The organism is Shewanella corallii, from assembly GCF_023349125.1.
Taxonomy (GTDB): Bacteria; Pseudomonadota; Gammaproteobacteria; order Enterobacterales; family Shewanellaceae; genus Shewanella; species Shewanella corallii.
In genome coordinates, this window is the sequence record NZ_JAKIKT010000007.1 from 32,960 (window position 1) to 45,373 (window position 12,414).

A 12,414-nucleotide genomic window follows, 5' to 3' on the forward strand; every position below is an offset into this window, starting at 1 on the left:
GATGATCACAATGCTAGCTGAAAAAAGCGCATAAAAAAACGTCGACCACAGGAGCCGACGTTTCTAAGTTGGTGTGAACCTGAAAGATTCTATCAGGGATTGAGTGGGGCCAGCTGGATTGCTGCACTGTTTTTTTGTGTCAGTTTCACCGCCAGAATTGCGTTCAATATGGCATCGAAGTCCAGGTTTTTACCTTCGCGGCTGTAGCGGGCGGCCTGCAGTGAATCTATCACCTGTCTGAGCTCGGGGTAGCGGGCGGCTATGTCAGCCAGTGAAGCTTCCTGGCCTGTATTTGAGCTTACATATTGCTGCAGGGTACTGAGTACTTTTTCCGGCGCTTGCTGACGGCAAGCCTGAGTCAGCGCCCCTTTGCCGCTGGAGGAGACAGGCCTGTCGATATCCTGAGCTTTGGATAATGTCATTTCATTGCTTGTTACTGTGCGACGCCATAACACCAGAGTAATAAGCCAAAGCAAGGCGAATATCCCGGTTAACCAGGGCCAGAAACCAGCATGGGTGACAACTGGTTGCATTGGCTGGGGTTGGCTGGCCTCAACAGCGGCCTGGCCGTCTGGCTGGAATACAGGTAATTGAGGTTGACCCACGGCGGCGCTGACCTCAATGGCTTCAGCAGGTAAGCTGGCCCACTCCTGTTTGCGCAGGTGTGGATTCCACCAGGGCACCCGCACTTCAGGCAAGGTAAAGTTGCCAGCCTTTGACGGCACCATGGCGATGGTCTGGGTCAGTTTGGCAACCAGCTGACCATTACGGACGATATTCTCCCGCTGGGCTTTTTCCGGGTAGGCTTTAAAACCTTCAGGCACCGGAATCTCCAAATCGGCCAGTGCGGTATCCTCCGCATTGGATGCCAGCAAAGTGACGGTGCGCGTGATTGGGGTACCAACCTGATATTGAGTATCTTCGCCATAGACATCGTTCAGGGACACCAGATCTGCGACCAACCACTTACCCTGGTAATGGGCGGGTTTGGGCAGTACATTGACTGTCAGTTCTTTACTGACTGCCTGTACCATACGACTGTCACCAAAGCCGAAGCCAAACAGACTGTCGCGATTCCCGGCGCTGTTCATCACTACATCCCCCTGGAAAGTCGCTGGACCTATCGCCAGGGTACCGGCTTGTGATGGAGTAATGCCGTAGGTGCGTTCAATGACCCGATAACGTTTACCATCAACAATCTCCTGCTGGTCCTGATCTTCCCCGAGCTGTTTGAGTTCAGCACCATTAAGTGTGGGGGCGTTTAGCACACCGCGCTGAAGATCTGCCCCCAGATAGAGTTTGACCCGATAGAGCGCCAGTTGGCCTACGTAGACCTCCTTTGCGGAAAGCGAGGCATCAATAAACACCAACTTTGACTGTGAAGACTGGCTGCCGGAGGCGACAACCTTTAGCTGTATAGGCTGTGATTTAACGCCATCAATAGTAAACGCCGGGATAGTGAAGGTCCCGGTCGCTTTGGGAGCCAACAGTATCTGCCAGTTGGTTTGTTTACTGGTATCAAAGTTCACTATTTGTGTGCTGCGTCCAACACTGGTTCGGCCTACGACAAAATCTTTACTCAGGGCTGAGGTGTCCAGTGCCTGAGCATCCAGATTGTCATTGGCGGAAACGGTTAATACAAAGTACTCACCATCCATCACAGGATTCTTGTCGACCGATGCGTCGACCTTGGTGACTGCAGCCATGGCCGCCGAAGGTATCAGCAGCATAAAAAGAAACAGAAAAATAGCTCGTTTTACCACTGTTCACTGTCCTTGGGTTGTTCGCCTCTCATACGGCGTTTCTGATATTCAAGTAACATCTTGTTGCGCAGCAGCACGGATGGATCATCCGCGACAGCACGCAGCGCTCGCTGCATATCCTCTGGCAGGGGCTCTTCAGACAAGCGGGATGAGGCAACACTGGCTTCAGCATCTTTGCCTGCAGGCTCTCCCAATTCAGCCTCCATTTGAGCCGCGGCCTGGGCATTAGTCTTGTCTTTGTTCTCCTCCGCAGTTCCATCGGCCGCCTGAGCTGCATCCGCTTCCATTGCAGCTTCGTTATTTTGCTCCTGCTGACTCTGTTGGTTCTGCTGACTCTGTTGGTTCTGCTGACTCTGTTGGTTCTGCTGACTCTGTTGGTCCTGCTGACTCTGTTGGTCCTGCTGACTTTGCTGGTCCTGCTGACTCTGTTGGTCCTGCTGACTCTGTTGGTCCTGCTGACTCTGTTGGTCCTGCTGACTTTGCTGGTCCTGCTGACTTTGCTGGTCTCGCTGACTTTGCTGGTCCTGCTGGCTCTGTTGCTCCTGCTGGCTTTGTTGGTCCTGCTGACTTTGCTGGTCCTGCTGACTTTGTTGGTCTTGCTGACTCTGCTGGTCCTGCTGGCTCTGTTGATTTTGCTGCTTCTGTTGCTCCTGCTGCTTTTTCAACTCTTCAGCCAGTTTAAGGTTGGCACCGGCGTCAGCAAAACCGGGATCCTGCTTGAGTGCTGCCTCATAGTCCTTGATCGCTTCATCCAGTTGACCAAGCTGCATTCTGGCATTGCCCTGATTGAACTTACCAATCGCAGTTTCATCCCGCTGAAACTCGGTCAGCGCTTTTTCATAGTTCCCTGCTTTATAGTGAGCGCTGCCACGCCAGTTACTGTCTTCAAAAAGCGAGGCGGCATCCTGATAAGCTTTATTATCAAAGGCGGCTTGTCCTTGCTGATCAGGGGTTTGCCAAAGATCCTGCCACCAGTCGGTAGCCATGGATGGCTGAGGTTGAATAAATATAATCAGGGCCAAGCCAGCCAGGATGCCTCTTCGAAAACTGTACAATGCGGGCAACAACAGCAAGATAGCCAGATAAGGCCCCAGGTCCTGCCAGCTGTCACCTTTAATCTCGGTGGCTTTGGCATCACCCGTATCCTTGTCCAGCCAATTTGTCAGGGCCTGGACATCACTGCCATCCGGGTTGAATGGCAACATAATGCCACCTGTCCCTGTAGCCAGTTGCCCCAGCAGCGAGAAATCCGTCTTGGCAATCACCACTTCACCTGCGTTGTCCCGCTGCAGTTGTCCATTGGGCAAACGGATTGGCGCTCCCTGATTGGTGCCCAGCGCAAGCACGCCCAGTCGATATTGACTGTCAGCAAGCAGGCTTTGGGATTCGTCATACTGGCGACCACTGATACCATCGCTCAGCAAAATGATGTCTCCCTGCTGGTGGCCGCTCTGGGCCAGCAGTTGTTTGGCAAGCGTGATAGCAGAGGCCAGATTGGAGCCCTGTACCGGCATGATGTCCGGGGTCAGGGTAGGCAGCAGGTTCAGCAAGGTTTGCTTATCTGTGGTCATTGGGCTGATGGTAAAAGCATCGCCAGCATAGGCAATCAGGGCAGTTTCACCATCTTTCAGGCTGTTTATCAGATCTGTGGCCCGGAATTTCTCCTGAGTCAGCCTATTGGGTGCAAGGTCAGTGGCATACATGGATCTGGACATATCCAGCACTATTACCCGTCCCTGAGCGCTGCTGAACACAGGCAAAGGCTTCTTGGTCAGTGCCGGGCCCGCCATAGCGACAGCTCCCACAAACCAAAACACTGACAGCAGCACTAACCTGTTACTGGCTTGCTTACCGCCTGGAGTCAGTAGCAGCTGAGTGAGGTGAGGAGCAATATAAGTTTGCCAGGCACTGCGTTTACCTTTGGTTTTCCAAAGTAGCAGCAGTAGCAGGGCCAATGGCAGCAGAGCCAGCAGCCACTCGGGCCGTATAAAATGCAAACTCATGAGGCTTTTCTCCCATTGCCAGACCTGCCGGCTGCGGGCAAGTTCAACAGGCCTGCCTGAGACAGTGCCAGACCTATACTCACCAACAATGCCAGGCCCAATGGCCAGTAGAAGAGTTCACTGCGGGGGCGGTAGCTTTGCTCATCCCGGCTGACTGGTTGCAATTTATTGATCTCCTCATAAATCTGTTGAAGCTCCTGAGGATTACGGGCACGGAAATACTGACCATTGGTGATTCTGGCGATATCCGTCAGTGTGGACTCATCCAAATCACTGGATGGATTAACTCTGCGGGTTCCAAAAAATCCCCTTTGTTCCATTACATCTGCGCCAACGCCTATGGTGTAAATAGTAACCTTACGCTCAGCAGCTATCTCTGCTGCCTGCAGTGGCTCTATATTGCCCGCATTGTTGCTGCCGTCGGTGAGCAGCACCAACACCCTGTTGCTGTCTTCCATTTGCTCAAAGCGTTTTACGGCCAGACCTATGGCTTCACCGATTGCTGTTTGTTTACCCACAAGGCCGATTTGAGCCTCACGCATGTACTGGGCGACTGAGCGGCGGTCTGCGGTCAGGGGAGTTTGTAAGTAGGCGTGGTCGGCAAAAAGGATCAGCCCAAGGCGGTCACCTTTACGTTGATCAATAAAGTCACTGACCACCTGCTGAACCACAGAGAAGCGGTCGACAGTTCGGCCAGCCAATGCCATATCTTCAATTTGCATGCTGCCGGACAGATCGACTGCGACCATCAAATCTCTTCCCTCGGTGGGAATATCGATAGGCTCTCCCAGCCACTGAGGACGGGCGCAGGCAACCACAAGGAAAGCCCACATCAGCAGGTAAAACCAGCGTGTGGTGTTGCGGTCGACTTTGACTCTTTGGGACTGAGTACGCGCGATACCCGGCATCGTTAACTCACCGCCACTGATCTGCTCCTCCTGTTTGCTGCGAATAAGCAGGGGCAGGGGAAGCAGCAATAGCAGCCAGGGCCATTCCAAACTCAACATGGCTGAGCCTCCCCATTGGCGCCAGCCAGCAGTTTGACATCAGGCAGTGACTTAAGCACCTTAATGGCAATGGCTTCAAGTTCGCTGGCGTCAGCCATATTCAGGCCGCCTGGGCTAAATCTGACAGCAAGCAAGTGTTGTAATGCCTGCAGTTCACTTTCTTCAATGCAAGTGCTCAGCAAGGCAATCCATTTTTCACCATCCAACGAGGCGACCTGATTACGTGGCAGGTAGGTCAGTGCAGTCCTTTTAAGCAGGGTATTTATTTGCCGCGGATAATCTGCAGAGCCCTTATCCAGCAGAGCAACAAGCTCAACAGCCTGGCGACTGGCGGTCAGGCGTTTTTGACGTTTGATATAAAACCAGGCAAAGGCTACAACCAGAACAATGGTCAGTGCAGCCAGTAAAAAATAGCCGGGAGCAGGTGGCCAGCTGCCAATCTGTTCGGGCAGGTTGATGTCTTTCAGTTGCGCCAGAGCAGGATTGGCAGGCGCAGCAGGAGTTGCAGTCATGAACGCAATAACTCCAGTTGTTGTGTCAGGCTCAGCCCGGCGTCAATCAGACGGGTGTGTACTCTTAATTTATCCATCATATTGATAAAGGTTTGTTGCTGAAGCCGCTGGGTGTGCAGCCATTCTTCATACTGGCTGCGGTTGAGCACCCGTTCAGTATCGCCATCCCTTACCGGCAGACTGAAATCTCTTGGCAAAGAAAGAGAGCCCTGACGCAGTGGGTCGGTAATTAAATAAGCACCAATATCACAGTGGCGCTTTAGGTCTGTCAGTGGGCCCAGACAATCCGGGTTAAAGTCGGCACCATCTGTAATCAGCCAGACCAGAGATCCGGGTTTGGCGATTCTGGCCAGGCGCTGACAGGCGCGGCTGAGATGATGCTCATCCCGTTTACCGGATTTAAACTCTGCCAGTTGCTGACCATGGATCTCACAAATGCCAGAGATCAACTGCAGTATGCCGGTTTGGCGGCTTTTGGGTTTAAGCTCCAGATGATGGGCTTCGCTGGCGATGAGTGCGCCGATACGGTCACCATGTTGTATGGCGTTCCACCCCAGGGTTGCTGCGAGATGGGCAGCCTGAACAGACTGCAACAGCAGGGTTGAGCCGAAATACAGGCTGTAACTCATATCCAGCAGCAGAATAATAGGACGCTCGCGCTCCTCAACAAACAGCTTGGTATGGGCTTTGCCGGTGCGGGCGGTTACCCGCCAGTCAATGGTGCGTACGTCATCCCCATTCTGGTAATGACGCACTTCAGCAAACTCCATCCCACGGCCTTTTATATTGCTGGCCCTGTGGCCAGCCAGTGAGGCTTTGGCGCGACTTCGCTTTTCAGGTATGGCTCTGGCCTGTCCCTGACAGGCAAGCAGTTCAGCTTCAGTCAGATGCCAACCGTCGGCGAACAATGGCAATTCAGACAGTGTTTTCATTAAGGAACAGCAACCAGACTCAGAATGTGATTGATAACCTGATCTCTGCTCACGCCCTGAGCCTGAGCGTGGTAGCTCAGCAGCAGACGATGACGCAGAACATTGGGAGCGACAGCCTGGATATCTTCCGGGGTAACAAAATCTCTGTCATTCAACCAGGCGCGGGCGCGGGCGCAGCGTTCCAGAGATTGAGTGGCACGGGGGCTGACACCATAGTCCAGAAAGCTCGCCAGCTCATCGCTGTATTTTTCCGGCTGACGGCTAGCCATCACAATATCCACTATGTATTGCTCAAGCGTATCGGCCAAGTAGATTTTCAGGGCTTCGGTGCGTGCGGTAAAAATTTCATCCTGGGATATCGCCTCAATGCTTGGCAATCCAGCGTGAAGCGCCTCATTGCGCGATAGTCTGAGGATTTCCAGCTCGGTCTCGGCACTGGGGTAATCCAGGTTCAGGTGCATTAAAAAGCGGTCCAGCTGTGCTTCAGGCAGTGGATAGGTACCCTCGTTTTCCAGTGGGTTCTGGGTTGCCATCACCAAAAACAGCTCTGGTAGCTTATAGCTGTTCTTACCAACAGTAACCTGACCTTCGGCCATCGCCTCCAGTAGAGCTGATTGCACTTTGGCGGGAGCCCGGTTGATTTCGTCCGCCAGGATCAGGTTATGGAATATAGGGCCTGACTCAAATTCAAAAGTCGCTGTTTGGGCACGGTAAATATCAGTACCGGTCAAATCTGCCGGCAAAAGATCCGGGGTGAACTGAATGCGATGGAAGTCACCTTCAATGGCATCACATAGGGCCTTAACAGCGCGGGTCTTGGCCAGTCCCGGAGGACCTTCCACCAACAGGTGGCCATCGGCGATCAGCGCGATCAGCAAATTTTCGGTCAGTGCAGGTTGGCCAAGGATTAATTGATCAAGATAAGCACGGAGAGATTGAAATCGACTTAACGGCATGGTTGCACTCAATTTGTTCAGCGTGGGTGATAAGAAAGCGGAAAAGGTTCTTAAAGAACCGGTTTGCACCTTCCATAGACTGCCAGTTCCGGGATAAGTTTCAAGTGAGTCACTGGCTTATGGACAGAATTTAATACCTCAGCCATAAAGTGTTTGTCCAGTCGTGGAGGGCAAACCGCCGTTTATTAGTGTTGCTGCATTTCTATAATTGAGCTTTATCTACTTGGCAGACTGAAATTTTATCACTCTGATGTCAGTGGTTTCATCAAAATGCAAACAAGTGTTTAAAACTTTGGGGTAAGAAGTTAGAATCGGATCACACTTCTATTGGTCAGACCTGTTTGGTGTATCCAGGAGTTACAGATTTTTATAACAAACTCAGGGATTAGGGTCTGTTGACCTTTGAAGATGGTTTTTGCAGCTTTTTGTCGTTGTTTTATACAAAGCAACGCGATTGAGGTGTAGTTGTTCTACATAAGTGAGCGTTAATGCAGTAGAAATCGACGACAAACGCTGCCCGAAGGGCTCGGCTATACGCGCTTTACTCTTTGTTGCAAGGTATTTGCTTAGACCCACTAGGCGGCACACCTTGCGTCGCGATTAAAGCGCGTCTATCTCGAGCAAAATTCAACTATGAAAGGTCAATAGACCCTAATAGGGCTGCCTTATAACATCAGGGGCCGGTGCGTCAGAGAACCCGGCAAGGAATGAGGGTGACAAATGAGTGACAGACAAGAGTTGGTCAATCGCCGCGGTGAACGTATTGCGATTGTAGCAGGGCTGCGAACGCCGTTTGCCAAACAGGCGACAGCATTTCATGGTGTGTCCGCACTGGAAATGGGCGCCATGGTGGTTAACGAGATGATATCCCGTGCTGAGCTGGATCCTAAGCTGATTGAGCAGCTGGTCTATGGTCAGGTCGTTCAGATGCCGGCGGCGCCAAATATCGCCCGTGAAATTGTACTCACCACAGGTATGGATATCGCCACAGATGCTTACAGCGTTACCCGTGCCTGCGCGACCAGTTTCCAATCAACGGTGAATGTTGCCGAGTCAATTATGGCCGGTACCATTGATGTGGGGGTTGCCGGGGGCGCGGATTCATCTTCAGTCTTGCCTATTGGCGTCTCCAAAAAGCTGGCCAGAGCGCTGGTTGATTTGACCAAGGCCAAGACCCTGGGTCAGAGACTGGCGATTTTCCGCCGCCTTGGATTGAAAGACCTGTTACCCGTCCCGCCCGCAGTGGCTGAATATACCACTGGCCTGTCTATGGGGCAGACTGCGGAGCAGATGGCGAAAACCCATGGTATTACCCGTGCCGAGCAGGATGCATTGGCTCACAGGTCCCACTCTTTGGCTGCCCAAACCTGGGAGTCCGGCGTGCTGGCCAATGAGGTGATGGTTTCTCATGTGCCGCCATACAAGTCTTTTATCAGTGAAGACAACAATATTCGTAAAGACTCAAAGCTTGAGTCCTACGCCAAATTAAGACCTGTATTTGACCGCAAACATGGCACTGTGACTGCCGCCAACGCTACGCCACTGACTGATGGTGCGTCCGCGGTGATTTTGATGAGTGAAGGCAAGGCCAAAGCGCTGGGCTATGAGCCGATTGGTTATATCAAGAGTTATGCTTTCTCTGCCATTGATGTATGGGAAGACATGTTGATGGGCCCCTCCTATGCAACGCCATTAGCGCTTGCCCGCGCAGGTATGAAGTTGGAAGACTTGACCCTGATAGAGATGCATGAAGCCTTTGCAGCCCAGGCGCTGGCAAATATGAAGATGTTTGGCTCTAAGAAGTTCGCCGAAGAGAAGCTGGGCCGTAACCGGGCCATTGGCGAGATAGATATGGACAAGTTTAACGTGCTTGGGGGCTCTATTGCCTACGGACACCCCTTTGCTGCAACCGGTACCAGGCTGATTACCCAGATGTGTAATGAGCTTAAGCGTCGCGGTGGTGGCGTGGGACTGACAACCGCATGTGCCGCCGGTGGTTTGGGCGCAGCGATGATTGTAGAAGTGGAGTAGGGGGATAGCATGGAAAAGACATTTAATCTGACACGTCGCGAAGATGGTATTGCCCTGCTGGTGATGGATGTTCCTGGTGAGACCATGAATACCCTGAAAGCGGAATTTGCTGACGAAGTGACTCAGGTGCTCGAAGAGGTTAAAGCTGATTCCTCTATTCGTGGCCTGGTGCTGATCTCTGGTAAGGCTGACTCCTTCGTTGCCGGTGCCGATATTGGCATGCTCGATGCCTGCAAAACCGCTGAAGATGCCAGAGAACTCTCTACTCAGGGACACAAGGTATTCGCTCAGTTGGAAGGCCTCAACATCCCTGTTGTTGCTGCTATTCATGGTGCTTGTCTCGGCGGTGGTCTTGAGCTTGCAATGGCTTGCCATCAGCGTGTCTGCACTGATGATAAAAAGACTATGTTGGGTTTACCTGAAGTGCAGCTGGGCTTGTTGCCAGGTGGCGGTGGAACCCAAAGATTGCCTCGTTTGGTTGGGGTCACCAAGGCGCTGGATATGATGCTGACCGGCAAACAGATCCGGCCAAAGCAGGCGCTTAAAATGGGGCTGGTAGATGACATGGTGCCCCTGTCCATATTGGAGCAAACAGCCATTGAGATGGCACTGAAGGGTAATCGTCCAAGACGCAAACCCAAGTTGCCGATGATGAGCCGTATACTTGAAGGTAACGGAGCTGGCCGTAATATCATTTTTGATCAAGCTGGAAAACAGGTGTTCAAGAAGACACTTGGGAATTATCCGGCTCCGGACAAGATCATTGATTGTGTGCGACAGGGCCTGGATAAAGGGATGGAAAAAGGTCTGCAGGTTGAAGCGGCACACTTTGCCGATCTGGTTATGACCCCAGAGTCCGCTGCCATGCGAGCGGTTTTCTTTGCCATCACCGAAATGAAAAAGGAAACCGGTGCCGGAGATACTGAACCCAAGCCAGTGAAAAAGGCGGTTGTGCTGGGTGGTGGACTGATGGGCGGTGGTATCGCTTCGGTGACGACGACTAAGGCCAAGATCCCTGCCCGTGTGAAGGATATTAACGAAAACGGTTTGTCCAACGCTCTTTCATACGCCTATAAGTTACTGGATAAAAGAGTCAAACGCCGCCATATGCGCGCGACTGAACGTGATCAGTTGATGGCATTGATGACGACCACGACCGAATACAAAGGCGTTAAGGATGCCGACATAGTGGTGGAGGCTGTATTTGAAGATCTGAACCTTAAGCATCAGATGGTGAAGGACATTGAAAGAGAGTGTGGTGAGCATACTATCTTCGCATCCAATACCTCATCTTTGCCTATTACACAGATTGCTGAAGCGGCGCAGCGTCCGGAGAACGTCATTGGTCTGCATTACTTCTCGCCGGTAGACAAAATGCCGCTGGTGGAAGTGATAGCTCATGCCAAAACTTCTCCTGAAACCATTGCCACCACAGTGGCTTTTGCCAAGAAGCAGGGAAAGACGCCGATTGTGGTGCAGGATTGCGCCGGCTTCTATGTGAACCGTATTCTGGCCTTGTATATGAATGAAGCGGCTCAGGTGTTACTTGAAGGTCAGTCTGTCGAAAATCTGGATAAGGCGTTGATGAAGTTTGGTTTCCCTGTGGGACCTATGACTCTGCTCGATGAAGTGGGTATCGATGTCGGTGCCAAGATTTCGCCAATTCTGGAAAAAGAGCTGGGCAGTCGTTTTGTTGCGCCTTCCGCTTTTGACAAATTAATGGCCGATGATCGTAAAGGCCGTAAGAACGGCAAAGGCTTTTATCTGTACGGCGACAAAGCGCCCAAGAAAGGTAAGAAGGTGGATGAGACTGTTTACTCAGTTTTGAGCATCAATGCCGGGGCAGATCAGGAACACACTCAAATTTCCCGTCGTTGTGTTGTACAAATGCTTAACGAGGCAGCCCGTTGTCTGGAAGAGGGAATTATTGCCTCGCCAAGAGATGGTGATATTGGTGCTCTGTTTGGTATTGGCTTCCCACCATTCCTGGGAGGGCCATTCCGCTATATGGATACCTTGGGTAGCCGTCGTTTGGTTGAGCTGCTTGAAGGGTATCAGCATCAATTTGGCGATAGATTTGCGCCCTGTGACATGTTGAAGAAAATGGCTGAGCAGGATGAGAAGTTCTTTCCCGAAGCTTAATTTATCCTGGGCTGGCTAAAGCTGAAAAAGCGGCAAGTGATTGCCGCTTTTTCTTTGTCGGTCTGAACATTGACTGCCTTCCTGTTCACTATGGGGCAGAGGGAGCTTGAGTCCCTCATGCCAGCCACCCAACTTTTATCCCCACCATCCTTTTGCAGGGATCACTTCGAGAGTATTCAAACCTTCAGGCAGTTGCACCTTTTTACGCTCGCACTTAGCGACGTGTTTTACCAGCTGCTTGTCCTGCTTAAGGGCTCTAATTACTAATTTAAACATACCGCACCTCTTGGGAATTGTTTAGTTGATAAGGAGAAGCAAGTTGATTAAGCAACCTGCTGATCAACAAACTTGATACGTGGGCCAATACCGGCAGTCTGCTCAACAAACTTGATACGTGGGCCAATACCGGCGGTCTGCTCAACAAACTTGATGCGTGGGCCGATACCGGCAGTCTGCTCAACAAACTTGATGCGTGGGCCAATACCGGCAGTCTGCTCAACAAACTTGATGCGTGGACCGATACCGGCAGTCTGCTCAACAAACTTGATGCGTGGACCGATACCGGCAGTCTGCTCAACAAATTTGATGCGTGGACCGATACCGGCAGTCTGCTCAACAAATTTGATGCGTGGACCAATGCCTGCGGTCTGGTCAACAAACTTGATACGTGGACCAATGCCTGCGGTCTGGTCAACAAACTTGATACGTGGACCAATGCCTGCGGTCTGGTCAACAAACTTGATGCGTGGACCGATACCGGCAGTTTGCTCAACAAACTTGATACGTGGACCAATGCCTGCGGTCTGGTCGACAAACTTGATGCGTGGACCGATACCGGCAGTCTGCTCAACAAACTTGATGCGAGGACCAATACCAGCACTCTGGTCAGATGAATCGGAAGTAAAAGCAAACGCTCCGGTTACACCAACAATTGCAGCTACAGCGAAAGTTACAGAGGCCTTGGTAAATTTCTTCATTTTTAATCTCTCTTAGTTTCAATTGGTTAACGGGTTTATTGACACCGATCTATGTTATTCAATTGTTATGCCAAGGTTTTGTTGGTGTTTT

General features: G+C 51.6%; 10 protein-coding genes. 2 read left to right on the top strand and 8 right to left on the bottom strand.

Annotated elements, in window-relative coordinates; translation table 11 throughout:
- Positions 1–92 precede the first annotated feature (92 nt).
- From L2725_RS16495 to L2725_RS16520, 6 genes are read right to left on the bottom strand one after another with little or no spacing between them, the layout of a single operon-like run.
- Entirely contained in the window at positions 93–1,763 is a 1,671-nt protein-coding gene (locus tag L2725_RS16495; RefSeq protein ID WP_249249937.1) for a BatD family protein, read from the bottom strand.
- Positions 1,757–3,766, bottom strand: a complete 2,010-nt coding sequence (locus tag L2725_RS16500) for a vWA domain-containing protein (RefSeq protein ID WP_249249938.1) — start codon at positions 3,764–3,766, stop codon at positions 1,757–1,759. Before L2725_RS16500 ends, L2725_RS16495 begins: the two co-directional genes overlap by 7 nt.
- On the bottom strand, positions 3,763–4,773 hold the full coding sequence (locus tag L2725_RS16505) for a vWA domain-containing protein (RefSeq protein ID WP_249249939.1): 1,011 nt from the start codon (positions 4,771–4,773) through the stop codon (positions 3,763–3,765). The genes L2725_RS16500 and L2725_RS16505 overlap by 4 nt, the downstream gene beginning before the upstream one ends.
- Positions 4,767–5,285 carry a DUF4381 domain-containing protein gene (locus L2725_RS16510; RefSeq protein WP_249249940.1) on the bottom strand — a complete coding sequence of 173 codons (519 nt, stop codon included), beginning with the start codon at positions 5,283–5,285 and terminating at the stop codon, positions 4,767–4,769. The genes L2725_RS16505 and L2725_RS16510 overlap by 7 nt, the downstream gene beginning before the upstream one ends.
- A complete protein-coding gene (locus L2725_RS16515; RefSeq protein WP_249249942.1) occupies positions 5,282–6,217 on the bottom strand; it encodes a DUF58 domain-containing protein in 936 nt (311 codons plus the stop codon). The genes L2725_RS16510 and L2725_RS16515 overlap by 4 nt, the downstream gene beginning before the upstream one ends.
- The gene (locus L2725_RS16520; protein ID WP_249249944.1) at positions 6,217–7,173 is read right to left on the bottom strand and encodes an AAA family ATPase; all 957 of its coding nucleotides are present in this window, start codon (positions 7,171–7,173) and stop codon (positions 6,217–6,219) included. Before L2725_RS16520 ends, L2725_RS16515 begins: the two co-directional genes overlap by 1 nt.
- Before the next feature lie 720 nt (positions 7,174–7,893).
- Between L2725_RS16520 and fadI the strand changes: the two genes are divergently transcribed.
- Both fadI and fadJ read left to right on the top strand, forming a co-directional pair.
- A complete protein-coding gene (gene fadI / locus L2725_RS16530; protein ID WP_249249948.1) occupies positions 7,894–9,204 on the top strand; it encodes an acetyl-CoA C-acyltransferase FadI in 1,311 nt (436 codons plus the stop codon).
- A gap of 9 nt (positions 9,205–9,213) precedes the next feature.
- Entirely contained in the window at positions 9,214–11,346 is a 2,133-nt protein-coding gene (gene fadJ / locus L2725_RS16535; protein WP_249249949.1) for a fatty acid oxidation complex subunit alpha FadJ, read from the top strand.
- Between the two features lie 135 nt (positions 11,347–11,481).
- Here fadJ and L2725_RS16540 read toward each other — a convergent pair whose 3' ends face one another.
- Together L2725_RS16540 and L2725_RS16545 are read right to left on the bottom strand one after the other, a co-directional pair.
- Entirely contained in the window at positions 11,482–11,622 is a 141-nt protein-coding gene (locus L2725_RS16540) for a hypothetical protein (protein ID WP_205407268.1), read from the bottom strand.
- A gap of 47 nt (positions 11,623–11,669) precedes the next feature.
- Positions 11,670–12,323: a hypothetical protein gene (locus L2725_RS16545; RefSeq protein WP_249249950.1), complete on the bottom strand. Its 654-nt coding sequence runs from the start codon at positions 12,321–12,323 to the stop codon at positions 11,670–11,672.
- Positions 12,324–12,414 lie beyond the last annotated feature (91 nt).

Bases quoted from the DNA above. Each gene is read 5' to 3' on its own strand.
- L2725_RS16540 (WP_205407268.1), bottom strand. From the start codon at position 11,622: ATGTTTAAATTAGTAATTAGAGCCCTTAAGCAGGACAAGCAGCTGGTA.
- L2725_RS16510 (WP_249249940.1), bottom strand. From the start codon at position 5,285: ATGACTGCAACTCCTGCTGCGCCTGCCAATCCTGCTCTGGCGCAACTG.
- L2725_RS16500 (WP_249249938.1), bottom strand. From the start codon at position 3,766: ATGAGTTTGCATTTTATACGGCCCGAGTGGCTGCTGGCTCTGCTGCCA.
- L2725_RS16515 (WP_249249942.1), bottom strand. From the start codon at position 6,217: ATGAAAACACTGTCTGAATTGCCATTGTTCGCCGACGGTTGGCATCTG.
- fadJ (WP_249249949.1), top strand. From the start codon at position 9,214: ATGGAAAAGACATTTAATCTGACACGTCGCGAAGATGGTATTGCCCTG.
- L2725_RS16545 (WP_249249950.1), bottom strand. From the start codon at position 12,323: ATGAAGAAATTTACCAAGGCCTCTGTAACTTTCGCTGTAGCTGCAATT.
- L2725_RS16505 (WP_249249939.1), bottom strand. From the start codon at position 4,773: ATGTTGAGTTTGGAATGGCCCTGGCTGCTATTGCTGCTTCCCCTGCCC.
- fadI (WP_249249948.1), top strand. From the start codon at position 7,894: ATGAGTGACAGACAAGAGTTGGTCAATCGCCGCGGTGAACGTATTGCG.
- L2725_RS16520 (WP_249249944.1), bottom strand. From the start codon at position 7,173: ATGCCGTTAAGTCGATTTCAATCTCTCCGTGCTTATCTTGATCAATTA.